This window comes from Kribbella sp. NPDC002412 (assembly GCF_053592935.1).
Map to the genome: position 1 here is coordinate 14,284 of NZ_JBSFBL010000042.1, position 24,736 is coordinate 39,019.

The following is a 24,736-nucleotide window of genomic DNA, read 5'->3' on the forward strand; positions in this document are numbered from 1 at the left end:
ATCCCGAAACATGTCAACAGCTCGATTCGCCCTATTTTGCGGCGGTCTGTCCCCTTGCGCTTGCGGCACGCTGGGATGAATGATGATGGCGTCCCGCAACGTTTCTGAAACATGGATGAGGCTCGATGAAGATCACCGGCTGGGAAGTTCTCACCCTCCCCGACCGCGGCGACGCGATGATGCTCGTCGTCGTCGACACCGACGAGGGCATCCACGGCATCGGCGAGGTCGGCGTCCGCTCCCGGCAGCGCGCGGTCGCCGGCGGTCTCGACCACCTGGGCGAGCTGATCACCGGCGAGGACCCGCTGCGGACCGAGCATCTGTGGCAGGTGATGTTCCGCAGCGGCTTCTACCCCGCCGACCGCATCCTCACGTCCGCGATCGCCGCCCTCGACGTCGCGTTGTGGGACATCCGTGGCAAGGCGCTCGGCGTCCCTGTTCACCAGCTGCTCGGCGGACCGGTGCGCGACTACGTCCCGTGCTACGTCCACGTCGGCGACGGGATGAACGACCGTCCCCGCTTCCTCGAACGCTGCCGCGCGCTCGTCGCCGAGGGCTGGCGGCACCTGCGGTTCTCGGTGCCGCACGACGATGACGTGCTCGACGAACGCCGTACGCTCCGGCTTGGGATCGAGCTGTTCCATCAGGTGCGTGAGGTGGTCGGTGACGACGTCGAGCTCATCCTCGACGTGCACACCCGGCTCGACCCGCCGGAGGCGCTGACGTTGTGCCGTGAGATCGAGTCGGCCCGGCCGTACTTCGTCGAGGACGCGATCCGGGCGGAGCATCCGGAGACGTATCGGATGCTGCGGGCGCGGACCGGCGTACCGCTGGCGGCTGGTGAGCAGTTCGCGTCGAAGTGGGAGTTCGCCCGGTTGGTCGAGGCCGAGCTGATCGACTACGCGCGGGTCGATGTGGCGATCGCGGGCGGTCTGACCGAGGCGTGGAAGATCGCGGCCGGCTGCGAGACCCACTACGTGAAGCTGGCGACTCACAACCCGCTCGGCCCAGTCACCGCGGCCTCGTCGCTGCAGCTCAACCTCGCCAGCCCCAGCGCGGCGATCCAGGAGCACCAGTCGGAGCCCGCGCCCGAATTGGCCGCGTTGTTCACGGCTCGTCCGACCGTCGTTCCGGGCCGGGTGCTGCTGTCGGACCTACCTGGTCTTGGCGTCGACATCGACCGCGAACGCGCCCGCGCCTACCGCGCCGAGTCCCGGGAGCTCCCGCAGTTGCGCAAGCCCGACGGATCCTTCACGAACTGGTAGAGCTGACCCACCCGGTGGATAGCGTCTCCGGGATCAGGACTTCGCGCTCGCGCGCAACGGCTGGCCGTCCAGCGGGTCCCACGGCGGCCTCCGGCGGCACCTCTGACATGGTGGTGCTATGGCCATCGAGGTTCGTCCGGCGTCGGTGTTCGAGGATGTTCGGGCCGTGCTCGGTCCGAAGTCGCCGAACTCCAACGTGTGCTGGTGCCTGAGCTACCGGATCCCGTCCAAGCTCAACAACGAGCTGCGCGGGCCGGCCCGCGGTGAGTACGTCGCCGAGCTGTGCCGCGCCGAGCTCGCGCCCGGTGTTCTCGCGTACGACGGCGACGAGCCGGTCGGCTGGGCTGCGGTCGCACCGCGCTCGGAGACGTCGTTCGCCCGGAACCGCAAGATCCCGCACGTCGACGACCTGCCGGTGTGGTCGCTGTGGTGCATCCGGGTCCGTCCCGGTCACCGCAAGCAGGGCATCACGCACTCGCTGATCGCCGGCGCGGTCGACTTCGCGCGCGAGCACGGCGCACCGGCGGTCGAGGCGTACCCGCTGGACAACGGCGACGCCAAGGTCGACCTCACCATGGCGTACGCCGGAATCCGCAAGAACTTCGAACGCGCCGGCTTCACCAAAGCCGCCGACACCACGTCAGTGCTGGCCGGTCACCCCCGAATCCTGATGCGCCTCGACCTCCGCCGGTAGCGGTCCTCGCCCGAGCATGAGGCGTGGCCAGTCGGCGGTGTCGCGCAGCAGTTGCCGGTCGTGCGTGGCGATCACCACCGCCGCGGGCGTCGCCTTCAAGGCCTCGGTCAGCTCGTCGACCAGGCTGATCGACAGGTGGTTGGTCGGCTCGTCCAGGAGTACGGCGTGCGGGCGCGACGCCAGCAGGATGGCCAGGTCCAGGCGGCGTTGCTGCCCGATCGACAGCTCGGCCACCGGCCGGGACGCGTCCCGGGACCCGAACAACCCCAACGAACCCAGCGAGACCCGATCAGCCTCCGCCAGCGTCCCGGCGCTCACCATGCGGCCGAGTGCGGCGTCGTACGCGTCGATCGCACGGCGTCGCGACGGGGCTGGTGACTCCTGTGCGAGCAGGCCGATCCGAGCGCCCGGTCCGGTCTGTACGGCGCCATCCGTCGGAGTGAGCGTGCCGGCCAGGACCGACAGCAGGGTGGACTTCCCCGAACCGTTGCCGCCGGTGATCAGGAGCCGGTCGCCGGACCGCAGCAGGATCGGGTCGACCCGTTCGAGCCGTCCCGGGACTGCTATGTCCGCGGCGTACACGAGTGTCGATCCCGGGCGGGCGGGCAGCTCGGGAAGGTGGAATCGCAGCGGCGGACGCGGGACGTCCATGACGTGCGCTTCCAGGTCCTCCTGACGCCGGTGGACCGCTCGGACCAGGCCCGGCGCCCGGGTGGCTCGAGCGTGCTTGCCCGTGCCCTTGTCGGGCCGCCATCCGGTGGACAGGCGGTTCTGCGCTGCCGAGAGGTCGTCGGCCAGTCGTTGCCGCTCGGTCACGTGGGCACGATGGGCACTCTCCCACCGTTCGCGTTCGGCTTCGCGCCCTTCCTGGTAGCCCTGGTAGCCGCCGCCGTACACCCGTGGGCGGCCGTCGCTGGTCGGGTCCAGATCGAGCACTGTCGTGGCGACGTCCGCCAGCAGCGCACGGTCGTGGGTGACCAGGACGACGCCTCCCTGATGCGCCCGCAGCTCGGACGTGAGGTACGCCAAGCCGTCGGCGTCAAGGTGGTTGGTCGGCTCGTCGAGCAGCAGCAGATCGTGCCCGGCGCCGAGCAGGCACGCGAGCCGGATCCGGTAGCGCTGCCCGACCGACAAGTCGGCCAGCAGCCGGCTCCGATCGTCGATCGCGCCAAGAGCGGCGAGCGAGATCTCGACCCGGCGATCCGCATCCCAGGCGTCGAGGGCCTCGACTGCGCTGAGGGCGTCGGCGTACTCCTCGTCAGCGCCCGGCAAGCCCTCGGCGAGGGCTGCCGTGGCCGCATCGAGTACGCCGAGCGCCGCGCGGACGTCGGCCAGTTCGACGTCGATGAGATCGCCGACCGTGCGGTCGTCAGCGATCGGCATCTCCTGGTCGGCGATCCCCAGGGCGCCGGCGCGATGGACCTGACCCGAGTCGGGCGCGAGCCGCCCGGCCAGGATCTGCAGCAAGGTGGTCTTGCCCCGGCCGTTCTCGCCGACCACGCCGAGCCGGTCACCGGCCGAGACAGTCAGGTCGACACCGGTCAGGACGGGCTTGCCGCCGCGCGCGACGCTCACGTCGGTGGCGGTCAGATGGGCACGGGAACGGACAACAGTGGTGGACATACTTCCTCCGAGACGAATTCCGGGGCGTGGCTCAGCACAGGCCGGCGCGGGATTCGATGACATGCAATGGACAGCGGACACGAAGAACCGCGGCCGGCACGTCGAACCGTGCACAGTGACCGCGGGGTCCTGGCTGTCAGAGGAAGAACAGATATTGCATGCGACAACTGTAACAACCGCAGGACCACCGCGCCTGTGAGTTTCGTCAACGCTGGAAGACCACCTCGGGGTACCGGGGCGACGGCCGCTGCAGCAGCGGCTGCGGAATCCCGCGCAGGAAGCGGTCGAAGAACGCGCCGAGGTAGGCCCGCTGCGCCCGGAGTCCGTCCGGGAGCGGGCGCCGGCCGGCGTCCGGGTTGTTGCCGTCGGCAATCTCCTGGAGAACGTCCAGGACGAAGCGGGTGTCGGCGACGCGGGCCGCGATCGCAGTCCGGACGCCGTCGTCCGGCATCAGGACCGGCGCATCGGGCGGGGGTGCGTGAGATGCTGGGGCGGTTGGGTCTAGTGAGGTGGAGTGATGGGGCAGCGGCGGGTGACTTCGGCGGATATCGCCAAGGCGTCGGGGGTGTCGCGGGCTTCGGTGTCGTTGGTGCTGAACGGGCGTGGCGACGGGATGGTGGACGCGGAGAAGCAGGAGCGGATCCGCGCTGTGGCCCGGGAACTGGGGTACGTGCCCAACGCGTCGGCGGTGAACCTGCGCCGGCAGCGGACCGCGACCATCGGCCTCGTCACCGACGCGATCGCGAGTGCGCCGTTCGCCGGACCGCTGTTGTCGGGCGCGAGTGAGGTGGCGCTCGAGGCGGGGTACATGATCCTGACCATCGACACCTGGCAGCATCCGGCGTACGTCGACGGCGCGATGGCAACGCTTCGGGCCCGGGACGTGGACGGCCTGATCTACGCCGACGCCGGGCTGGGGCAGGTGGACCGCCTCGACGTACCGCCTGGCCTGCCGGTGGTGATGGCCAATGCGTTCCTCCCCGACCATTCGCTCCCGGCGTTCATCCCGGACGATGAAGGCGGCGAGCGTTCGGCCGCGGAGATCGTGCTGGAGGCCGGCCACCGCCGGATCGCCTTCATCACGGGCAACGCGGACTCTCCCGCCACGACGGCGCGGATCCAGGGCTTCACCGCGGCGATGAAGGCCGCCGGGCTGCCGGTCGCGGACGCGATCGTCCAGGCCCGCTACAACCTCAGCTCCAACCACGCGGCCGCGCTCGAACTCCTCCAGCGCCCCGGCGGCCCCACCGCGATCCTGGCCGCCAACGACCGCGGCGCCATCGGCGTCCTCCTGGCCGCCGCCTCCCTCGGCCTCTCCGTCCCCCGCGACCTGTCGGTGGTCGGGTACGACGACGAGCAGTTCCTGGCCGCCGAGGTCCCGCCAGGCCTCACCACCATCGCCCTCCCCCACCACGAAATGGGCCGACAGGCCGCCACCGAACTCCTCGCCCGCATCGCCGGCCAGCCCTCCGCCGAAGTCGGCACCAAGAAACTCCCGTGCCTCCCAGTCATCCGCGAAACCGTCGCCTCGCCACCCCACCCCTGACGCCTCCGGAGCCTTGGTGCCAGAGGTCGGAACGGCCCTTGACACGCTTGAGCTGACACCGGTTAGGTGGCTGGACCTAACACGTGTCAGGTCCGCCGCCCCGGAGGTTTCGCATGACCGACTGGACCGCCCTCACTCGCGCTCCTGGGCGGCGGCGAAGCCGTTCGATCAACGCGGAGAATCCGACCGGCGCACCGGGCCAGGCGGCGATGACCGCCTCAGCGCTCGGCCCGTCCCGCAAAGGCCGTCCGGCCATCTCCGCCGCACCCAGCGAGACTGTCACGCTGGCTGACATCGCCGGGCCGGGCGTGATTCGGCACATCTGGGTGACCGTGCCGGACAAGACGTCCGCAGGGCCCTGGGTGCTGCGGGATCTCGTGCTGCGGATGTGGTGGGACGGCGCCGAGCGTCCTGCGGTCGAAGTACCGCTCGGCGACTTCTTCTGCAACGGGTTCGGGCAGCGGGCGCTCGTCACCTCGGTCCCGATCGTGGTCGCGCCGACCGGTGGGATGAACAGCTACTTCCCGATGCCGTTCCAGCAGCACGCCAGGATCGAGCTCACCAGCGAGCACCCCGGCCCGGTCGACGGCATCTACTACCAGATCGACTACACCGTGGACGACGTACTGGACGCCGACACCGCGCACTTCCACGTGCACTGGCGCAGGAGCAACGGCTCCACCGCACCGGCCGAAGACCACGTCGTCCTCGACGGCGTCGTTGGCAGCGGCAACTATGTCGGCACGTACGTCGGCCTCACCGCACTGGAGCGCTACTGGTGGGGCGAGGGCGAGATGAAGTTCTACATCGACGACGACGATGCCTACCCGACCCAGTGCAGCACCGGGCTCGAGGACTACGCCGGTGGTGCCTGGGCATTCCAGGATGCACTCCGGCACGATCCGCCCCCGGTCCCGCTGACCTTCAGTGCGCCGTACTGCGGCTATCCGTTCTACTCGGCCGAGGACACCACCCGCGCCTCGCCGTTCGTCACCAGCACACTGCAGTCGCACGGCATGTACCGCTGGCACCTGCCTGATCCGGTGATCTTCCACGAGCGGGTGCGCGTCACCCTCCAGCAGATCGGCGCCTGGGACCACGGGCACTTCGAGCGATCCGACGACATCACCACCGTCGCGTACTGGTATCAGCTGCCCGGCGGATCGAACGACCTCCCGCCCCTGCCGGCCCGCGAGTACCGCCGTCCCCGCTAACGGAAGAGCAACCTTGACCGACTACCAGGAGAGCAACCGCGGCCAGTTCCACTTCAGCCCGCGGCGCGGGTGGATGAACGACCCGAACGGACTGCTCCACTACCGCGGCACGTACCACTTCTACTTCCAGCACGCCCCGAACAGCCTGGTCTGGGACACCATGCATTGGGGCCACGCGACCAGCCCCGACCTGGTCCACTGGACACAACAGCCCAACGCACTCGATCCCGCTGTCCACCCTGGCGAGCTGTGGTCGGGCGGCGGCGTGGTCGACGTACACAACACCTCTGGTCTCCAGGACGGCGACAACGACCCGATCCTGGTGTTCACCGGCACCCAGGGCGTCCGCGTGTTCTACAGCCTCGACGGCGGCATGACGTTCACGCCGTACGACGAAGGCCGCGTGATCGCTCAGCCGAGCGGTCACGAGAGCCGCGACCCGAAGGTGGTCTGGCACCCGCCGAGCGAGCGCTGGGTGATGGCGGTCTGGTCCGACAACGAGGGCTACGGCGTCGACTTCTTCGTCTCGCCGAACCTGCGCGACTGGGAACGGACCAGCCGGTTGGCCGCCGACTGGTTCTTCGAGTGCCCGGACTTCACGCCGATGACCCTGGACGGCGAAGTCATCTGGGTACTGCGGGACGGCCGCGGCTCCTACCTCGTCGGCGACTTCGACGGTCAGCGCTTCATCGCATCATCAACAACCCCACAGACGGTCACGGCCAACCCCGGAGGAGCCGCCGGCCCGTACTACGCGGCGCAGTCCTTCGACAACCTGCCCGGCGGCCGCGTGGTCACGATGGCCTGGCAGGGCGAGAACCGCGGCTCGACCTGGACCGGCAACGCCAGCTTCCCGGTCGAGCAACGCCTGGTCGCCACTCCCGAAGGCCCACGCATCCACAGCGAACCGGTCGAGGAGATCAAGGTCCTCCGCCGTACGACGACGACGCTAGGACCCACCCTGGTCACGCCGACGACGCCCATCGACGAACCCGCCGAAACCGTCGACGTGGAAGCGACCTTCGACCTCACCGAGACGACCGCGACCACCTTCACCTTCCACATCCGCCCCGGCGTCGACCTGACCTATGACATCGCGTCGAGCCAGCTGGACGGCGTACCACTGACCACCGACGGCACACTGAAGCTCCGCCTCCTCATCGATCGCGGCCAACTGGCCGTCTTCGCCGCCGACGGCGCCTACTACGCCTGCCACAACGTCGAACCCGGCGACGCCCTCCGCCTCACCACCGACGGCGAACTGAAGCTGCAGACCCTCGAAATCCACCACCTGGCGTCGATCTGGCCCCTCGTCAGTCAGTGAACGTGGACCTGGTCGCGTCCTTCGGGAACGTCGACCAGGAGATCACCCGCCGCGGATGGACGGCGGCCGGCTCGGAGTACGCGCTGGCATCCTGTTTCATCCCGTACTCGGCGTACTTCACGTTCGCGACATCGGCGAGGCGCTGAGCCAGCTCCGGCGACGCACTGGTGACGCGGACGACGCCCTCCACCACCACGACCTGCCACGGATCCGGCAAGTGGATCGTCACGTGCGGATCGGCCCGCACCGCACGCTCTCCCAGCTCAGCTTCTTCGTGGTCCGCCCGTACCCGTCGGGCAGCACCAGCTTCTCCGCAACCGGCACCGCACTCACCTCCTTGTCAGCCCATCAGATGCCAAGAGCCGGGTTCAGCGGAAGATCGGCGACGAGGTGAGTTCCTTGGTCAGGTCGGCTGGTGATGTTCAGCTTGCCGTCGGCGGCTTCGACCCTGTCCTTCAGACCGACGAGGCCAGTGCCGCGGCTGGGATCCGCTCCCCCGATGCCGTCGTCGCTGATCGTGAGCCGGACGATGCCGTCCTCGGCATCGACCTGGACGGTGACCGCGGCGGCGTTCGCATGCTTGGCCGCATTCGTCAGCGCTTCCGACACCACGTAGTACGCGGTCACCTCGATCCGCGCGGGCAACCGCCCGTTCGTCCGTACGGCGAGGTCGACCGGAACCGGCGATCGCCGGGCCAGCGTCCGCAGCGCGGGAGCGAGTCCGCCCTCGGCAAGGATCGTCGGGTGAATGCCGCGGGCGATCTCGCGCAGCTCGTCGAGAGCCGTCGACAGGTCCGCGGCCACCCGGTTCAGGTGCTCGGACACCTGCTCGAGCTCGACCGGCACAGCTTCCTGAGCAGCTTGGAGTCGCAGTGCCAGAGTGACGAGCCGCTGCTGGGCGCCGTCGTGCAGATCGCGCTCGATCCGGCGCCGGGCCTCGTCGGCGCTGGCGACGATCCGCGCGCGGGACGCCTTCAGCTCGGTCTGCGCCCCGGCGTTGGCGATCGCGGTCGCCACCAGCTCGGTGAAGTCGGCGAGCCGGGACTCGGTGTCGGACGGCGCCGGCTTGTCACCCGCCGACCCGACCGCGATCACTCCCCACAGCTCCCCTTGCACGATGATCGGTACGCCGACCGCGGACCGGATCCGAACCATGCCGGTGATAGCCGGTGCCGGCGTACTGCGCTCGTCGTACTCGAGCCGCTCCGGCCGATGTGTCCGATGGATCAGCGTCGACAGGTTGCGTCCGCCGAGCTGCTTCGGTCCGACCAGCGGGACCGGCCGGCCGTTCGCACTCCACGCGGCGACCACCGTCTTCGCCTCGTTCGGCACGAACCGAGTCAGCTCGGTGAAGTCCGCACCCAGCAACTGCCCGACCTCCGCGGTGACCGCAGCGAAGATTTCACCCGGAGACGCACCGGTCGCGACCAACGTGGCCACGTGCCGCAGCGCAGCCTGTTCGCGGGCGAGCCGCTCGACCTCCGCCCGGGCAGCGCGCTCGTCGTCCAGGACGCGCAGCATCCGCATCGTGATCGCGGTGACCCGGGCCATGCCACGCATGAGCCCGGTCTCCTCGCGGGTGAGGTCCTCGTGCCGCGCCACCACCAACGTCGATCCCGGCGGATGCTCGAGGAACGCCGACGAAGCCTGGCACATCCCCGCACCCGGTACGTCGAGCTGCCGCGAGCTCCCCGGCCGGACAGCTTCGATGTCGCCCACCGGGACCGCGCCCTCCGGATACCCGACGGCGGCGACCAACCCGTCGCCGGACACGATCGCCGCCACCTCGGCGTCCAGCGCCTCCGCCGCGCGCTCGACGGCGACCTGCACGGCCTCGGCCTCGCTGCGCGCGGTCGAGACCACCGCGACGAACTCGGCGAGCTGCTGTGTCGACCAGGCCGAGGCGTCCATCTCAGCCGACTGAGAGAACGACCAGCGTCTGGTTGTGGAACCCGCGCAGGCCGCGCGTCCGGGCGATCTCGCCGTACGTGTAGAACCCCGCGACCGGCGCCCCCGCCGTCACCGTGGCGAGCCGGTCGATCTCGGCCCGGATCCCGGCGTCGCCCAGCACCCCGCGCCGGGCGATGCAGTCGAACGCGATCACGCCGAGCGGCCGGCGTCCGTCGAGCGCGGCCAGTGAATCGCCGCACGCCGCATCGGTTGCCTCCAGCACCGATGTCTCGTCACCCTCCATGATCCAGACCAGCGCGCCCTGCGGAACCTCTGCCATGCAGGACAGCGACCGCTCGACGAAGTCGCCGCCGCTGATCAACCGCACCTCGTCCTCCCCGCTCGGCCGCCCGAGGCCCAGCGGATGGGTCAGCGCGAGCCGCGCCAGCCAGCTCTGGTCGCTGCTGGTCGACGGATCGAGGCCCAGGTGCTTCAGATACACGTCCAGCGCCGGGAGATCGTCGAGCGTGTAGACCCGGTTGGCGGAACTCGCGGTCACCAGCATCGGCTCGCCGACCCGGCGCCAACCATGCCGTACGCCGATACCGAAAGGCGCATCCGAGGCGAGGCCGGCCGCGACGACCGAGTCGGTCAGCACGCGGTCGTCGTACAACTGATGGGTCTGCGTCATCCGCAGGTCGTCGCCCGCGCAGCCGCCCACCAGGGGAACTGCTGCGCCGAGTACGCCGTACGCGCCGCGGACGATCTCCTGCTGGTCACCGGCCAGGCCGTCGCTGAGCAGGATCAGGATCTTGTGCGGGAGGTCCTCGCGCACGGGCAGGCAGCGAGCCACCGTCGCGCCCGCCTCGCGTAAGTCGCGCGAAACCTCGGTGGCGGCCGCGGTCTCGACCGCGAACCCGTCGCCGCCGAAGGCCGTCACGACGATGCTGGCCTCGCTCGGCCCGGACGCCGCGATCTCGCCCGCCGTCGTGCACCCGATCAGCGGTACGCCGGGCGCCCGCTGCCTGATGTCCGCGAGCAGGCCGTGCAGGTCGAGCGACTGGGAGCAGAAGACGATCAGCAGCTTGGCGTCGTCCCGGACCAGGGCGTCGTCCACCGCACGCGCCCCGGCCCGCTTGTCGAGCCCCTGGGCGTACCCCACTGCCAGCCACCGCGCAGGCTCCATGCCGGTCACCACCTCGAGGAGCAGCGCCACTTGAAACTGACGCTACAAGAGGGTCACGCACTGCTCAATGACGTGGATAGTCCGTCTCGCGCCGCCGTCGGACCGCCACTCGCTGTAGCCGGCAGCGCCGAAAGGTCCGGGTAGCCGGAATGCGTGACTAAGCCGATCGCGTGATGCTGGGGGCATGGCGTTGCGCTGCTACATTGTTGACGACAGCATCCACTTCCTCGATGCTGCCCAGACCCTCCTCGAACGTGACGGGGTCTCCGTCGTCGGTGTCGCCTCGACCATCGAGCAGGCCTTGCGGGAGGTGGACGACGCCGCGCCGGACGTCGTACTGGTCGACGTGAACCTCGGCAGCGAGAGCGGCCTGGAGCTGGCCCGGCGGATGCAGCGCGAGACGAGCGTCGACCACGCGCGGGTGATCCTGATCTCGGCTGATGCCGAGGACGACGTCGCGGAGCTGATCCGGGGGGTCCCGGTCGCGGCGTACCTGCCCAAGTCGGGTCTGTCCGCTGCCGCCGTACGGCGGATCCTCGACGCTACCGTGGAGGGATGACCACCCGGGTGCTGCTGGCCGAGGACGACGTCCTGCTGCGGGAGGGGCTGGCCAGCCTGCTCGAGCGGTCCGGGTTCGAGGTCGTCGGGCAGACCGGCGACAGCGCGTGGATCCTGCCGCTGGTGCGGGACGTGACGCCAGACCTGGTCGTGCTGGACATCCGGATGCCGCCGACGAACAGCACCGAAGGGCTCGACGCCGCACGGGAGATCCGCCGCGAGTTCCCGGCGACCGGGATCCTGGTGCTGTCGGCGCACGCGGAGGTCGAGCACGCGATGGAGCTGCTCGCGTCCGGCCAGCGGATCGGGTACCTGCTGAAGAGCCGCGTGACCGACGTCGGCGACTTCCTCGAGACGCTGGGGCGGATCGTCCGCGGTGGCTCGGTGATGGACCCGGCGCTGGTGCAGGAGCTGGTGAGTGCCCGCCGGCAGAACGACCCGCTCGCCGAGCTCAGCCCGCGGGAGCACGAGGTGCTCGCGCTGATGGCGGAGGGCCGGTCGAACGCCGGCATCGCCCGGCGCCTGTGGGTGACCGAGGCAACAGTGGAAAAGCACGTCCGGCACATCCTCGCCAAGCTCGCGCTGCCCGAGACCGGTGACGACCACCGCCGGGTGCTTGCCGTGATCACCTACCTCGAGACCCGCTAGCCCGCCGTAGAGATTCCGGCTAGCCGGTATCCGGCTTGGGCGCTGGCGGTGCAGACCGAGGCGGTCCGGAGCGGGATGGTTGCTGCAGGATCACCGGCAGCCAAGGGACCGATCGCCATGTTCACCGCAAGCACCCAGCAGGGAGCCGACTGGTGGCGCAGCGCGGTCATCTACCAGGTATACCTGCGCAGCTTCGCCGACTCCGACGGTGACGGCATCGGCGACCTGGAAGGCGTCCGGGCCCGGCTCCCCTACCTGCGCAGCCTCGGCGTCGACGGGCTGTGGCTCAACCCGTTCTACCCCTCACCCCAGCACGACCACGGGTACGACGTCGTCGACTACTTCACCGTGGACCCGGACTACGGCACGCTCGAGAGCTTCGACCGGCTGGTCCGGGACGCGCACCGGCTCGGCCTCAAGGTTCTCACCGACATCGTCCCGAACCACTGCTCGACCGAGCACCCCTGGTTCAAGGCCGCTCTCCAGGCCGGTCCGGGCAGTCCGGAGCGCGCCCGGTTCCACTTCGCCGACCAGCCGAACAACTGGCGGTCGATCTTCGGCGGACCCGCGTGGGAGCAGGTCGCCGACGGCCAGTGGTACCTGCACAGCTTCGCCCCCGAGCAGGCCGACTTCGACTGGCGGCACCCGGACGTGCCGGCGTACTTCGACCAGGTCCTGCGGTTCTGGCTCGACCGGGGCGTGGACGGCATCCGGATCGACGTCGCGCATGGCCTGCACAAGGCCGACAGCCTGCCTGACCACGAGTACGCCGCCGACGACGAGCTCACCGGCGACCCGGTCAACCCGCACGCGTGGAACCAGCCCGAGGTGCACGACGTGTGGCGCCGCTGGCGCGCGATCACCGACGAGTACTCCGCCCGGACCGGCCGCGAACGCGTGCTGATCGGCGAGGTCGGCGTACTCGACCCGCAGCAGCTCGCCCGCTATCAACGCCCCGGCGAACTCCACCAGACCTTCTACTTCGAGTTCCTCCGTGCGTACTGGAACGACCAGGTCCTGTACGACGTCGTGGACCGCGGACTGGGCACGATCCACGACTCCGGCTCCGCGGTCGCCTGGGTGCTGAACAACCACGACATGCCCCGCTCGGTCACCCGGTACGGCGGCGGCGCTCCCGGACTCGACACCGGCGACGTCGACCTCGGGACGAGCCGGGCGCGGGCGAGCGCCTTGCTGATGCTCGCGCTGCCGGGATCGGCGTACCTCTACCAAGGCGAGGAGCTCGGCCTGCCCGAGGTCACCGACCTGCCGGTGGAGGTCCTGGTCGACCCGATGTTCCACCGCAGCAACGGCGTACGGCGTGGACGGGACGGTTGCCGCGTCCCGCTGCCCTGGAGCGCGGACCAGCCCGGCCTCGGCTTCTCTTCTGCACCTTCCTGGTTGCCGCAGCCGGACTGGTTCGCTGATCACGCCGTGGACCGGCAGCTGAGCTCCGGCGAGTCGATGCTGCACCTCTACCGCGAGGCCCTTGCCCTGCGCCGGCGGCTCCCCACCCTGGCCGCCGGCCACTTCAGTTGGCTGCCGACCGAGCCCGGCGTCCTCGCCTTCACCCGCGGTGACGGCTTCTGCTGCGTCGTCAACTGCTCCTCCCGCGTCGTCGCGCTTCCGGCCGACGGCGAGCTACTGCTCGCCAGCCACCAGGAAGCCGGCGACAAACTCCCGCCGAACAGCGCCGCGTGGTACCTGCTGGCGCCGTCGACCCCACCAGACCGGCGGGCCTGGCGTCTTGAGTCCCCTCCTCCGCAGCTCGGCGCCAGGCCTGCCGCTCCACAGGAGGCCTGACATGCGCCAGATCCGGATCACCAAGCCCACCCGAGTCAGGCGCCGCCACTACGACGAGCTCCCCCTCGACCCCCGCGACCCCGACATCCTCCGCGCCAAACAGGCCGCCGCTCGCGATCCTCTACCCGGTGAGGACACGCGGAGCGGCGTGGATGGCGGGGTCGCCGGCGACGGTACCGACTAAGCGAACTCAACCCGCGGTTGGTTCGGCGGCTCGTGCGTACGCCTGCCAGTCGGTCAGCAGCTGTTCTGCCCAAAGGTTGTCCACCACCAGCGAGCAGCGGGCGCCGAACAGTACGTCGGCGATCGCGTCGGGATGTTGTTGCACGTAGCTGCCGCAGAGATCGTGGGCGGCGATCTGCTCGTGGACAGCGTCGGCTTCGACATGCTCCGTGAAGTAGCGCGCCTGTTCCGCGGAGGCGCCGAGTCTTGCGGCTCCAGCGGCGTACTGGCGATTGGGAAGCGTGGAGGTCATCTCGAGCGCTGCCAGGTGCCCGAGGAGCGCGGCCGTCCAGCGGTGGTGGACGGCGAACAGCGACATCACGTTCGACACCGCCAAGGTGGTCGCCGGCACCTCCGGGACGTAGTGGCCGTAGCTGTCGTCGAGGTCGAGCCAGCGCATCGTCGTACGGAACAGCTCGGAATGCATCCGTTCCGGGCGACCGCCGCCGTACTCGTCGGACTGGATCTCGACCAGCGCCGCCTTGGCAGCGCCGTCCAGGCGCGGGATGCCGAAGCTGTGCGGGTCGGCCTCCTTGAGCTGGTAGACCGACCGGTTCAGGACGAACTGGCGGAACTGCTCCTTCGTGGCGTGCCGACGCAGGTACGGCGCCAGTCGCGGACCGTCATCGGCGTCGAGCACGGCGCGCAACTGCTGTGCGACCGGTGCATCGGTCGGCAGGATCCGGCAGTTGGCTTCCAGCCAGTCGATCCACGGCCGCTCCAGCCGGGTACGGAACGCGATGACGACCGGATCCCACTGGTGATCGGGGCGTACGCCGTCGAAACCGCGGTACTGCAGTTCGTAAGCGACCCAAAGGGCGAGCTGGAGATCGTCGTCGAACGGCTGACCGGACGTCGCGACCGCAGGCGTTGCATTGTCTTCTCCGGTGAGCCGGTCGTTCAGCCAGGCGCTGAGCGGCCCACGCGGTGGTGGTAGCTGCATGCGCGCCCCGGTACCCGGTGGATAACGGTCCTGAATCGCATGAGTGGTGGGTACCGCCTGTTCATGACGCCGAAGAACGACAGCGCGACCGAGATCCGCGCCTATCCGGACGGCCCGATCCTGGTCCGCGGTGACTTTCTGCTGCTGGACGAGGACGGCGAGCCGATGCCGGCCCAGCGCCGTACCATCGCCCTGTGCCGCTGCGGACGCACCGCGATCGCGCCGTTCTGCGATGGCACGCACGCGTTCCTCAAGCGGTGAAGACGTCCGCGAGCCACGGGACCACGCGCTCGGGACCGAGCGCCCGGAGGTGCTCCACCGGCGGGTCCGCGACCATCGCCCGTACGTCGTCCAGGTCTCCCGGCGCGTAGGGCTCGGCCGCCTCGACGAGGTCGTGCAGGCAGCGGCGGGTGGATCGGGTCTCGCCGGTGCGGAGGTCGAGGAGCTCGCCCCGGACACCGTCGCGGAGGGCCATCCACCGGTTCTCCGCGATCCGCCACGACGGCGCCGGCGGTTCGAGCTCGCCGGCGTAGTGCAGCTCGGCGAGGCGGGCAGCCAGCGCGTGCACCAGCCGGGCGACCGCACTGCTCCTGGCGACGGTCGCCTGTACGTCGAGAACCCGCAGCTCGAGCGTGCCGTAGCGGACATGCGGCCGGAGCTCCCACCACCATTCCGACGCGCCGGACATGGCACCACCCCGCACCGCCCAGGCGAGGTCGTCGGCGAATTGCTCCCAGGAGCTGATGATCGGCGGCACGCCCTGGCGGGGCAGCTGGGCGGCAACCACCGGACGCACCGAGCAGAGACCGGTGTCGCGTCCGGCTGCGAATGGTGCGGCGCCGGCCAACGCGGCCAGCTCCGGGAGGCGGTTCCGCAGCGCGTGGTAGACGCCTAGCGTGCAGTCGGCGTCACCGAAGGCCAAGTGCACTTGCAACGAGGAGACCAGCTGCCGACCGATGACCTCGCGGTAGCGAGCTCCCAGCCCGGCCGCCCGCGTCGTCGGGGCCAGTGTGGCCGGCCCGTCGAGGAGCGGGTGCACGGGCGCTGCGATCGCGGCGAGATCCTCGCCACAGGCACCGGCGATGAGCTTTCGGCACGACCGCAGCTCCTCGATCGCATCCGCTACGTCCCGGTGGACTGACGTCGCGATCTCGAGCTGGCAGGCCGGCAACTCCGGCTTCACCCGAGGATCGCCGATGCGGTCGACGACATCCGCGACCTCCGCCGGCAGCCAGGTCCCCCGGCGTACCAGCAGCAGCTCCTCTTCGAACCCGACGGTCCCGGCCACGGTGCCGGCGAACAACGACCGAAGCTGACCGGCATCGATCGACTCGGCATTGGCCACCCGGGCCTCCTGTCCGGCACCTGCCTTCCCGAACCCCACCCTGCTCCAGAACGGCGTCAGCTCCGGCTTGCTGCCTTTCCGCCCTTGCGGCCGGCCTTCTTCTTCTGAGCCGTGGTGCCGCCTTGCTTGCTGTCGCCGCCCTTGCCGCTCTGCTGGCCGCCGTGCTTGCTCGACTTCGAGGCGTTGGAGATCTTCGCGGCGCGCTCCTTGGACATCCCTTTGTCCTTCAGAGCCTCGTACTGCTTCTCGTTCTTGACGTTCGCCGACTTCCCGGGCATGTCTACCTCCTCACAGGAACGCTGACGCGCGCCCGGTACCCAGGAGAAACCCGGCGTCATGCGTCCGGAGGTCGCGTCAGCTCACGGCTCGGTTCGGCGGGGCCAGCGTGATGCCCTCCGTCTCCGCCTTCGACCTGATCGCGTCCTCGGTCCGGCTGAGCCGGACACTCATCACGCCCACCGGGGTGTGTCCCCCGGCCAGCTCACGCAACTGCTCCAGATCCTCGGCAGTCCACTCCCGCCCACTGTGGCGGCTCGACGTCGTCTCGGTCATCACGTGCTCCTTCGCCGATGAGGTTGCCACGGGCACCGGCCGGTACCCCACCGCCGCCGCCGTAATCCGCCCCCGCCTACCGTGCTGGGTCAGTTGCAGCGGCCGTTGGGGGGTGGGTGGCCGGCGGCGCAGGCGCCGACGGGCATGTACAGGTAGTTGCCGAGGTGGTCTTTGGCCGGCTGGTGGGTCCACGGGTGGTGGATCAGCCGGTACGGCGGGTGACCGGGAGCGATGTCGAGCGCTTCTGGTGGCATCTCGTCGTCGATGGGCCAGCAGTACCCGTGGGCCGGGCCACCATAGGCGCGACCCGACGTTGCGGTCTTCGCTCGCGCTCTCGGCAGTCGTACGGAGGTTGTCGCTGTGGCCATGAAATCACCTCTGGAGCCGTCGTCACCTAGTAGCAGGTTGCCGGGTCCGGGGCAACGTGGCGTGGTCGATCGGGTTGCTACTGCGGTCGAGCACCGCTGGCAATTTGGTACCCCGATGGGCTGGGCTGCATTCGCGGCCCGCCGCCGTCGCTGCGGCGGGTCGGCTGCTACGGCTTGAGATCGCTTGGGGACACCGTGCCATCGATGACTCCAGTCGCGATGGCGCGCAGGTGCTGGTGACTGTTGCGCGCGTGATCGCGCATCCGGGCGAAGGCTTCCTCCAGGCCGATACCTGCTCTCGCGGCGAGGACACCTTTGGCCTGTTCGATCAGGACGCGAGTGTTGAGGGCGCTCTGGAGCTGCTCGGCCAGCATCTCGTTCTCGCGGATGGCGCGTTCGTGCAAGAGCCCCACGGTGGCGATGTCGCACAGCGCCTGGCCCAAGCTGAGGTCGTCCTGGCTCAGGGTGGTGCGGTTGACACAGAACAGGTTCAGTACGCCGAGGGTCCGGCCCCGCAACCGCAACGGCAGGGCATGGGTCGACCGGTAGCCCGCCGTGGTGGTGACGTGGTGGAACCGGGGCCACCGCTCCTCGACCTCGTCGAGGTCGATGTTCACGACCTGCTTCCCGGTGTGGTAGCAGTCGAGGCACGGGCCCTCGTCGTTCTGCAACACGAACAGTTCTAGCAGCCGGGCTTCCTCCGTGGTGGAGGCCATCACGTGCAACCGGCCACGTTGATCGGCCAGGATGAGTCCGGCGGCGTCGGCCTGCAACAGCTCGACGCTGCGGTCACACAGCCGGTGCAGGAGGTCCACGACATCGAAGTCGTCGACCAGTGTGTCGGCTAGCTCGACGAACACTCGCGCGAGGCGTTCTTCCCTGGTCATGACCTGGCTCCTCTCCGGACTGCTTGCTGGGACTCCGCACAGCCGTCTCTACTCATCATGATCACCTTGGGGCTGGAAGGTCAGGTGCCTGCGGACGACATCTCGTGCGATGTCGATCAGCGGCCGTTCGGCGGCGTACGCATGGGCTCGCAGCAGGAGCAGCGCCTCGGTGAGTCCGACGGCGGCCTGCACCGAGATCATGCCGGTGGCCTGATGGATTTCGCGGTGGCCTTCGGTCGCTTCGGCCAGGAGCGGATGCAACTGACCGGCCGGGGCCTCCTGCTGGAGGTCGAGCAGGATGATGGTGGCGGCCGCCGCGAAGTCGAGGGCCTCGGCGAGGTCCAGGGCGTCCAACGGTCCCACGGTGGTGCGGTAGAGATCGAGAACGCCGAGCTGAATCGCGCCGACGTTCAGCGGGAAGGCGAACACCGCGGCGATCCCGGCATCGGCGGCGGATGGGGTGAAACCGGGCCAGCGCGCCATCCCGGTCCGGGCCAGGTCGGGCTGCAGAACCGGCGAGCCACTGCGGGAAGCATCCAGGCACGGACCCTCGCCGACCGTGTGCTGCAGGTCCTCCATCGCGGCGGCCGGGGCGTCGCTGGCAGCCAGCAGCCCGGCGTGGCCGTCCGCAGTTATCAGCGCCACGGCTGCACCGTCGACCGCCAGTGCCGCGGTCGAGGCCGCGCAGAGTCTGCTCAGTACCTGATCGGTGCTGCTGGTGTCGCCAGGAGGACTGGTGACGACCTCGTAGAGGATCTGACGCACTCGTGGGGATGCCACTGTCAGGTCACCTCAGACGTCGCTCGCGCGCCTTGCAAGCTTGGCGCGGATGCTCCGGCCTGACGTCGCGATCCCACTGTGCCCACTGCCCAACCAGGTTGTCCACACGGCGCACCGTTGCTCCAGCCGAGTCACTGCTGCCGGCACTCGAGGGGAGGGCGGCGCGACTGGGGCAGTTGCCGCTCTGCCAGCAGGCTCGCCGCGACGCTTCGCAGCGCGATGTTCTGGTCCTGGGAACGACGTTTGAGCATCGCGAAGGCATCAGCCTCGTCGAGGCCGAACCGCTCCATCAGGACTCCGGTGGCCTGCCCGATCCGGGTGCGCGACGCAATCGCCCGCTCGAGGGTGCCGGCGGTCGTCGTCACGGTCACCGCGAGCGCGATATGGACGGCCAGCGGCCTGACCAGCGCGTGATCCGCGATCGTGAAGACAGCGGGCCGGGTGGCGTAGAGGTTGAGCACTCCGAGCCGATGCTGATGGCCTGGTAGCGCGACGCTCAGCACGCTGTGCAGACCGAGCTCCGCCGCGACCAGCGGCCCCCACCGCGGCCACTGGGCATCGGAAGCGGTGTCGTCGGCTGTCACGATGTCGGCAGTCAGGGGCGACGTACCCGGTCCGTCGTCGACCCACTGCTGCAGCTGGTCGGCCTGCACGGCCCGCCAGTCCGACCCGGCCGAGTGGCGCTCTTCCAGGCCGTGCCCCGGCCACAGGATGACGCCGGCGCAATCACAGCCGACGGCAGGAGCCGCGAACTCGACGGCCCGTTCCAGCAGCGTGCCGAGATCCGGGGCAGCGTACAGTTCCCCGGCCAAGGTGGCCAGCATCGCCGCCCGGCCGGCGTCCTTCGGAGCGAAGAGAACAGACATTGCGCACCACCCCGACTTCACAGTGACGGCCACCGGGTCTGGGGCAGCAAATCAAACCAATCTGAAACTTGCTACGACTCTACTCCGCTCCGGACACAACCGCTGCGCCCCGAACAAACAGACCACTATTTCAGCTCCGCGGACGTCTTCCGGAGCAACCTCCGGGCCACGATCAGCTGCTGGATCTGCTGCGTTCCTTCGAAGATGTCCAGAATCTTGGAGTCTCGGGACCACTTTTCCAGGAGGTGGTGTTCGGAGTAGCCGAGGGTGCCGGTCAGTTCGACACAGCGGAGGGTGATGTCGTTGGCGGTGCGACCGGCCTTGGCTTTGGCCATGGAGGCTTGGAGGGAGTTGGGCTGGGCGTTGTCGGCCATCCAGGCCGCCTGGAGGGTGAGCAGGTAGGCGGCTTCCCAGTCGGCTTCCAGGGTCAGGTACGTCGCTGCCGCGGCCGGCTGCAGGTGGACAGGGCGGTCGTAGTCGACCTCGACACCGGCCTCGGACAGCATCGAACGGGTGAGCTCCAGCGACGCCCGGGCCACCCCGACGGCCATCGCGGCGACCAGCGGGCGGGTGTTGTCGAAGGTCTGCATGACGCCGGCGAAGCCCTTGCCGGTGTCGATGTCGGGTGAGCCGAGCAGGTTGGCCGCAGGCACCCGGCAGTCCTCGAAGCGAATGGTCGCGGTGTCGGAGGCGCGGATGCCGAGCTTGTGCTCGAGGCGTTCGACCGTCATCCCGGGGGTGTCCTTCGGTACGACGAACGACTTGATCGCAGCGCGGCCGAGGGACTTGTCCAGCGTCGCCCACACCACGACCGCGTCGCAGCGACCGCCGGCGGTGACGAAGATCTTCTCGCCGTTCAGGACGTAGGAGTCGCCGTCGAGCCGGGCCGTCGTGCGGATGCCGGCCGAGTCGGAGCCGCACTCGGGCTCGGTGATCGCCATCCCGGCCCAGACACCCTCGAAGCGCCGGAGCTGCTCGTCCGACGCGACCGAGGCGATCGCCGAGTTGCCGAGTCCCTGCCGCGGCATCGACAGCAGCAGTCCGACGTCACCCCAGCACATCTCCATGATCGACAGCACCGACGACAGGTTCGACCCGTTCACGACACCGTCGGCCGCCTCAGCAGCCCGCCGTACGCCGGAAGCGCCGGCCCCCGAACCGGTGCCCGAGGCACCCAGTCCGTCGACCATCGCGGCCAGCATGTCCAGCTCGACTGGGTAGGCGTGCTCGGCCAGGTCGTACTTGCGCGAGTTCGGCCGCAGCATCTCCGCCGCGACCTGGTGCGCCTGGTTGACGAAGGTCCGGAACTTGCGGGGAATCTCGAGGTTGATCATCAGACCAGCACCGCGCCTTCCATGACACCGATGGCCCGGAGGTCGCGGTACCACCGCTCCACCGGATGCTCCTTGACGAACCCGTGCCCGCCGAGCAGCTGCACGCCGTCCGTCCCGATCTGCATGCCCTTGTCGGTGCACAACCGCCGCGCGAGCGCGACCTCGCGCGCGAACGGAAGCCCTTGTTCCGCACGCGATCCGGCCCGATACGTCACCAGCCGCATGCCCTCCAGCTCGATCCCGATGTTCGCGACCATGAACGCCACCGACTGCCGATGGCTGATCGGCTCACCGAAGGCAACGCGCGAGTTCACGTACGGCGTGACGTAGTCGAGCACCGCCCGCGCCGTACCGAGCGACAACGCGCACCACCCAAGTCGCGACAGCCGCACGCACTCGGCATAGTCGTCGACAGTCCCCAGCTGCACAGCCGGAACGTCCTGCAGAATCACCCGGCTGAGCGACGCCGCCCGCAATCCCATCGACGGCTCGGCCTCGATCGTCACCCCAGGATGATCCGACTCCACCAGGAACAACCCGGGCCGACCGGACTCCAACGCAGCCGCGATCACGAACAGCTCTGCCTCGGCGCCCCGCGGCACCAACGACTTCACCCCGTTCAGCCGCCCACCAGAGAACGTCGTCTGCAACGCGAACGGATCGAACAACGGCCGTGGTTCGAGAATCGCCAGCGCGGCCGCCGGCGCCGACGGCCCGGTGAACGCAGGCAGGTACGTCGCCTGCTGCGTCTCGTCACCCCACAGCGAGATCGCCGTACTCACCGCCGCCGGCGCCAGGCACGCAACCGCCTGACCCAGGTCGCCGTGGGCCATCGCCTCGGCCACCAGTACGCCGGTCATCGCGGACCGCTCGGTGACGATGCCACCGAGCTCCTCGGGCACTTCGATGAGACTCAAGCCGAGGTCCGCGGACGACGAGAGCACCTGAGGATCGGTCGCGCAGGCCGTGTCCGCGGCGGCGGCCGCCGGACGCAGCACCTCGGCCGCGAACTCACGCACAACCTCGACGACCATCTGCTGGTCCTCGGTCGGTGTCAGGTCGAACCGCCCGGTGCCGCGAGCGGCCGGCAGCCGGGACGACTTGGCCTGCTTCGACACGGCGGTGAACCGGCGGGACAGTGCGCCGGCCGTCCGGAAACCGGTTTTGGTTGCCTCGAACACCGCCCGCTCGGCCGGCTTCCGCAACCCGAGCCGGTCGATGGCCCGCGAGTTGGCCAGCCGGTTCAGCAGCGCCACCCCGACTCCGATGGCGTCGCGCCGGCTCTTCACCAGAACACTCATACCCGCCACTGTAAACCGAAGTTACAACTGAGGTCACGTGACTCAGGCCACTACGATCCCCTCATGGGTACGACGGACGACGCCCAAGCACTGGCCGATCGGCTGCTCCGGAACGCCGGCGCGGCCCTGGAGATCTACACGGTCTACCTCGGCGAACGCCTCGGCCTGTACCGGGCACTCGCCGAGCACGGACCCGCGAACTCGACCGAGCTGGCCGAGCGGACCGGCACCGCGGAGCGCTACATCCGCGAGTGGCTCGAGCACCAGGCCGCCAGCGGACTGCTCGACGTCGACGACACGACTGCGGAAGCCGCCGTACGACGGTTCAGCCTGCCGCCCGCGTTCGTACCAGTCCTGGCGGATCCGGACGACGTTCGCTACCAGGCTCACCAGGGTGTGGAGATCGCCCGCGCCGGACGACGGCTGCCCGAGCTGGTCGAGGCCTTCCGGACCGGTGACGCGCCACCTCCCCTCCCCTGGGAGCCGGAAGGCCGAGCGGAATGGAACCGGCCGCTGTTTCTCAACCTGCTGGCCAAGTCCTGGCTACCCGCGATCCCGCAGCTCGACCAAAGGCTGCGGTCCGATCCGCCGGCCCGGCTGGCCGACGTGGCCTGTGGCACGGGCTGGGCGGCGATCGCCATCGCTCAGGCCTATCCCCGAGTCACCGTCGACGGGTACGACCTCGACGAGGACGCCGTCGCCGCCGCGCGCGAGCACGCGGAGGAAGCCGGTGTCGCCGACCGGGTCACCTTCTCCGTCGTGGACGCCGCCGAACTGAAGCAGACACCCGGCTACGACCTGGTCACGATCATCGAGGCCGTGCACGACATGTCGCGCCCGGTCGAGGCGCTGCAGGGCGTCCGCGAGATGCTGGCCGCCGACGGGACCGCCCTGATCGTCGACGAACTCGTCGAGGACGAGTTCACCGCCCCCGCCTCCGAAGTCGAGCGCTACCACTACAGCTGGAGCGTCCTGTCTTGCCTCCCCGACGCAATGGGCGACCCGGAGACCGCGGCAACGGGAGCGGTCATGCGCCCGTCGACCCTCCGCCGCTACACCACCGAAGCGGGCTTCAGCGACGTCCAGACCCTTCCGATCCAGGACGACTACCTGCGCTTCTACCTGCTGATCCCCTGATCGACGCGGCGAACTCGCCGATCCGGGTCATCGCCTGCTGCGCCTCGGGCAGGAACGACCAGAACAGCTGGAACACGTGCGTGTCGGCCGGGTACAGCTCGGCCACCACCTCGACACCACACTTCTCCGCCTGCTCGACCAGCCGGCGCATGTCGTCCCCGACCGGATCGCCGGTGGCCGACTGGACCAGCAACGGCGGCAGGCCGTGCAGGTCGGCGTTCAACGGGCTCAGCAGCGGATCGTCCAGCGGATGCCCACCGACGTACCAGGACGTGACGCGAGCCATCGTCTGGAACTGATCCTGCGTGGCGAGCGGTGAGCTGCCGTCCAGGATCGCGGCCACGTTCAGCCCCGGGCAGAGCAGTACGGCGCCGGCCGGCAGCGGCAGGCCCTGCTCGCGCAGCAGAAGCAGGAGCGACATCACCAGGCCGCCACCCGACGAGTCCCCGGCGACGACCAGCTCGTCCGGAGCGACTCCTTGGTCCAGCATCCAGAGATACGCGCTGCGGGCGTCGTCCACAGCTGCCGGGAAGGGATGCTCAGGGGCCAGCCGGTAGTCCGGCACCAGTACGCCGGAACTCGTGCTGACCGCCAGTGCCCCGGCCAGCGCCCGGTAGCCGTACGCCGATCCGAGCACGAACCCGCCTCCGTGGAGCAGCAGCACCGACGGCGCACCACCCACCTGCAAGGACGGAACACCTCCGGCGGTCACCGGCACGACCGGGACGTCGGCCGGCGGCTCCACCTGCGCGAGCAGCCCCTCGTACGCCGCCCGCATCCGGCCGAGCTCCCCTTCGAAACCCTCCTCGGCCAGCGGCGCCCACATCCGGTTCACCCGGTTGCTCAGCTCGCCGCCCACCGAGCGGGTGGTCGCGATCGCGCTGTCCAGGTCGCCGAGCAGGGTCCGGGCGCGGTCGAGAAACGCCTCCCCGGCGAGGGTGAGCTCCACCCGGTGGGTCGAGCGCCGGAGCAGCTCGCAACCGAGGAGCCGCTCGAGCGCGCGGATCTGCCGGCTCAACGCGGGCTGTGACAGGTACAGCCGGGTGGCCGCCCGGCCGAAGTTGAGCTCCTCGGCGACCGCGACGAATGCCCGCAGGTGCCGGAGCTCGATCGCATCCGGAGTCTGCGGCATCGCCAGTACGTCGGCTGTGCCCTCGCCACGCCCGCTGTCACTCATGCCGTTCATTCTGGCCCGGATCGGCATCCGATGGTGATGCCGATGACGCACCACCGTCATGCGCGATCGGCCT

27 protein-coding genes are annotated in these 24,736 nt (G+C 69.6%); 11 read left to right on the top strand and 16 right to left on the bottom strand.

Annotated elements, in window-relative coordinates; genetic code table 11:
- The first annotated feature begins 125 nt into the window (after nucleotides 1-125).
- Together ACWCOV_RS29005 and ACWCOV_RS29010 are read left to right on the top strand one after the other, a co-directional pair.
- Complete coding sequence (locus tag ACWCOV_RS29005; protein ID WP_449832487.1) at nucleotides 126-1,265, top strand: mandelate racemase/muconate lactonizing enzyme family protein; 1,140 nt, start codon at nucleotides 126-128, stop codon at nucleotides 1,263-1,265.
- A gap of 118 nt (nucleotides 1,266-1,383) precedes the next feature.
- Entirely contained in the window at nucleotides 1,384-1,959 is a 576-nt protein-coding gene (locus ACWCOV_RS29010) for a GNAT family N-acetyltransferase (RefSeq protein WP_449832488.1), read from the top strand.
- Here ACWCOV_RS29010 and ACWCOV_RS29015 read toward each other — a convergent pair.
- Nucleotides 1,906-3,582, bottom strand: a complete 1,677-nt coding sequence (locus tag ACWCOV_RS29015; RefSeq protein WP_449832489.1) for an ABC-F family ATP-binding cassette domain-containing protein — start codon at nucleotides 3,580-3,582, stop codon at nucleotides 1,906-1,908. The two genes, ACWCOV_RS29010 and ACWCOV_RS29015, sit on opposite strands and share 54 nt — an antisense overlap.
- A gap of 205 nt (nucleotides 3,583-3,787) precedes the next feature.
- Nucleotides 3,788-4,033: a hypothetical protein gene (locus ACWCOV_RS29020; RefSeq protein ID WP_449832490.1), complete on the bottom strand. Its 246-nt coding sequence runs from the start codon at nucleotides 4,031-4,033 to the stop codon at nucleotides 3,788-3,790.
- A 66-nt stretch (nucleotides 4,034-4,099) separates the two neighbouring features.
- On the opposite strand from ACWCOV_RS29020, the gene ACWCOV_RS29025 reads away from it, so the two are divergent.
- The 3 genes from ACWCOV_RS29025 (at nucleotide 4,100) to ACWCOV_RS29035 (ending at nucleotide 7,666) form a co-directional block, all read left to right on the top strand.
- Nucleotides 4,100-5,128, top strand: coding sequence for a LacI family DNA-binding transcriptional regulator (locus tag ACWCOV_RS29025; RefSeq protein ID WP_449832491.1), 1,029 nt, complete (start codon nucleotides 4,100-4,102; stop codon nucleotides 5,126-5,128).
- A 113-nt stretch (nucleotides 5,129-5,241) separates the two neighbouring features.
- Complete coding sequence (locus ACWCOV_RS29030) at nucleotides 5,242-6,342, top strand: glycoside hydrolase family 172 protein (RefSeq protein WP_449832492.1); 1,101 nt, start codon at nucleotides 5,242-5,244, stop codon at nucleotides 6,340-6,342.
- Nucleotides 6,343-6,355: 13 nt separating this feature from the next.
- Nucleotides 6,356-7,666: a glycoside hydrolase family 32 protein gene (locus tag ACWCOV_RS29035; RefSeq protein ID WP_449832493.1), complete on the top strand. Its 1,311-nt coding sequence runs from the start codon at nucleotides 6,356-6,358 to the stop codon at nucleotides 7,664-7,666.
- Here ACWCOV_RS29035 and ACWCOV_RS29040 read toward each other — a convergent pair.
- From ACWCOV_RS29040 to ACWCOV_RS29050, 3 genes are all read right to left on the bottom strand, one after another.
- Nucleotides 7,656-7,895, bottom strand: coding sequence for a hypothetical protein (locus tag ACWCOV_RS29040; RefSeq protein WP_449832494.1), 240 nt, complete (start codon nucleotides 7,893-7,895; stop codon nucleotides 7,656-7,658). The genes ACWCOV_RS29035 and ACWCOV_RS29040 overlap by 11 nt on opposite strands.
- Before the next feature lie 119 nt (nucleotides 7,896-8,014).
- The gene (locus ACWCOV_RS29045) at nucleotides 8,015-9,577 is read right to left on the bottom strand and encodes a GAF domain-containing sensor histidine kinase (protein WP_449832495.1); all 1,563 of its coding nucleotides are present in this window, start codon (nucleotides 9,575-9,577) and stop codon (nucleotides 8,015-8,017) included.
- 1 nt (nucleotide 9,578) lies between these two features.
- Nucleotides 9,579-10,772 (bottom strand): FIST signal transduction protein, encoded by a 1,194-nt coding sequence (locus ACWCOV_RS29050; RefSeq protein WP_449832496.1) that lies wholly within the window; start codon nucleotides 10,770-10,772, stop codon nucleotides 9,579-9,581.
- Between the two features lie 154 nt (nucleotides 10,773-10,926).
- On the opposite strand from ACWCOV_RS29050, the gene ACWCOV_RS29055 reads away from it, so the two are divergent.
- The 4 genes from ACWCOV_RS29055 (at nucleotide 10,927) to ACWCOV_RS29070 (ending at nucleotide 13,935) form a co-directional block, all read left to right on the top strand.
- Nucleotides 10,927-11,301, top strand: coding sequence for a response regulator (locus ACWCOV_RS29055; protein WP_449832497.1), 375 nt, complete (start codon nucleotides 10,927-10,929; stop codon nucleotides 11,299-11,301).
- Nucleotides 11,298-11,948 carry a response regulator gene (locus ACWCOV_RS29060; RefSeq protein ID WP_449832498.1) on the top strand — a complete coding sequence of 217 codons (651 nt, stop codon included), beginning with the start codon at nucleotides 11,298-11,300 and terminating at the stop codon, nucleotides 11,946-11,948. Before ACWCOV_RS29055 ends, ACWCOV_RS29060 begins: the two co-directional genes overlap by 4 nt.
- Nucleotides 11,949-12,065: 117 nt before the next feature.
- A complete protein-coding gene (locus ACWCOV_RS29065) occupies nucleotides 12,066-13,751 on the top strand; it encodes a glycoside hydrolase family 13 protein (protein ID WP_449832499.1) in 1,686 nt (561 codons plus the stop codon).
- A 1-nt stretch (nucleotide 13,752) separates the two neighbouring features.
- Nucleotides 13,753-13,935, top strand: a complete 183-nt coding sequence (locus tag ACWCOV_RS29070) for a hypothetical protein (RefSeq protein WP_449832500.1) — start codon at nucleotides 13,753-13,755, stop codon at nucleotides 13,933-13,935.
- A 6-nt stretch (nucleotides 13,936-13,941) separates the two neighbouring features.
- On the opposite strand, the gene ACWCOV_RS29075 is transcribed toward ACWCOV_RS29070, so the two are convergent.
- Nucleotides 13,942-14,916, bottom strand: a complete 975-nt coding sequence (locus tag ACWCOV_RS29075; RefSeq protein ID WP_449832501.1) for an iron-containing redox enzyme family protein — start codon at nucleotides 14,914-14,916, stop codon at nucleotides 13,942-13,944.
- A gap of 39 nt (nucleotides 14,917-14,955) precedes the next feature.
- On the opposite strand from ACWCOV_RS29075, the gene ACWCOV_RS29080 reads away from it, so the two are divergent.
- Nucleotides 14,956-15,177, top strand: a complete 222-nt coding sequence (locus ACWCOV_RS29080) for a CDGSH iron-sulfur domain-containing protein (RefSeq protein ID WP_449832502.1) — start codon at nucleotides 14,956-14,958, stop codon at nucleotides 15,175-15,177.
- On the opposite strand, the gene ACWCOV_RS29085 is transcribed toward ACWCOV_RS29080, so the two are convergent.
- The 9 genes from ACWCOV_RS29085 to ACWCOV_RS29125 all read right to left on the bottom strand — a co-directional run bounded on the left by ACWCOV_RS29085 (nucleotide 15,167) and on the right by ACWCOV_RS29125 (nucleotide 22,349).
- Nucleotides 15,167-16,261 (bottom strand): carboxylate-amine ligase, encoded by a 1,095-nt coding sequence (locus ACWCOV_RS29085; protein ID WP_449832503.1) that lies wholly within the window; start codon nucleotides 16,259-16,261, stop codon nucleotides 15,167-15,169. The genes ACWCOV_RS29080 and ACWCOV_RS29085 overlap by 11 nt on opposite strands.
- A 56-nt stretch (nucleotides 16,262-16,317) precedes the next feature.
- Nucleotides 16,318-16,539, bottom strand: coding sequence for a DUF7218 family protein (locus ACWCOV_RS29090; RefSeq protein WP_449832504.1), 222 nt, complete (start codon nucleotides 16,537-16,539; stop codon nucleotides 16,318-16,320).
- 76 nt (nucleotides 16,540-16,615) lie between these two features.
- Nucleotides 16,616-16,813, bottom strand: a complete 198-nt coding sequence (locus ACWCOV_RS29095; protein WP_449832505.1) for a hypothetical protein — start codon at nucleotides 16,811-16,813, stop codon at nucleotides 16,616-16,618.
- A gap of 89 nt (nucleotides 16,814-16,902) precedes the next feature.
- Complete coding sequence (locus ACWCOV_RS29100; protein ID WP_449832506.1) at nucleotides 16,903-17,181, bottom strand: hypothetical protein; 279 nt, start codon at nucleotides 17,179-17,181, stop codon at nucleotides 16,903-16,905.
- A gap of 167 nt (nucleotides 17,182-17,348) precedes the next feature.
- The gene (locus ACWCOV_RS29105) at nucleotides 17,349-18,068 is read right to left on the bottom strand and encodes a GAF and ANTAR domain-containing protein (protein ID WP_449832507.1); all 720 of its coding nucleotides are present in this window, start codon (nucleotides 18,066-18,068) and stop codon (nucleotides 17,349-17,351) included.
- A gap of 48 nt (nucleotides 18,069-18,116) precedes the next feature.
- Nucleotides 18,117-18,848, bottom strand: coding sequence for a GAF and ANTAR domain-containing protein (locus ACWCOV_RS29110; RefSeq protein WP_449832508.1), 732 nt, complete (start codon nucleotides 18,846-18,848; stop codon nucleotides 18,117-18,119).
- A 131-nt stretch (nucleotides 18,849-18,979) separates the two neighbouring features.
- Nucleotides 18,980-19,714: a GAF and ANTAR domain-containing protein gene (locus ACWCOV_RS29115; RefSeq protein WP_449832509.1), complete on the bottom strand. Its 735-nt coding sequence runs from the start codon at nucleotides 19,712-19,714 to the stop codon at nucleotides 18,980-18,982.
- Between the two features lie 125 nt (nucleotides 19,715-19,839).
- A complete protein-coding gene (locus ACWCOV_RS29120; RefSeq protein WP_449832510.1) occupies nucleotides 19,840-21,048 on the bottom strand; it encodes an acyl-CoA dehydrogenase family protein in 1,209 nt (402 codons plus the stop codon).
- Nucleotides 21,048-22,349, bottom strand: coding sequence for an acyl-CoA dehydrogenase family protein (locus tag ACWCOV_RS29125; protein ID WP_449832511.1), 1,302 nt, complete (start codon nucleotides 22,347-22,349; stop codon nucleotides 21,048-21,050). Before ACWCOV_RS29125 ends, ACWCOV_RS29120 begins: the two co-directional genes overlap by 1 nt.
- Nucleotides 22,350-22,412: 63 nt before the next feature.
- On the opposite strand from ACWCOV_RS29125, the gene ACWCOV_RS29130 reads away from it, so the two are divergent.
- Nucleotides 22,413-23,486: a methyltransferase domain-containing protein gene (locus ACWCOV_RS29130; RefSeq protein WP_449832512.1), complete on the top strand. Its 1,074-nt coding sequence runs from the start codon at nucleotides 22,413-22,415 to the stop codon at nucleotides 23,484-23,486.
- On the opposite strand, the gene ACWCOV_RS29135 is transcribed toward ACWCOV_RS29130, so the two are convergent.
- A complete protein-coding gene (locus ACWCOV_RS29135; protein WP_449832513.1) occupies nucleotides 23,422-24,663 on the bottom strand; it encodes an alpha/beta hydrolase fold domain-containing protein in 1,242 nt (413 codons plus the stop codon). The two genes, ACWCOV_RS29130 and ACWCOV_RS29135, sit on opposite strands and share 65 nt — an antisense overlap.
- Between the last annotated feature and the right edge of the window lie 73 nt (nucleotides 24,664-24,736).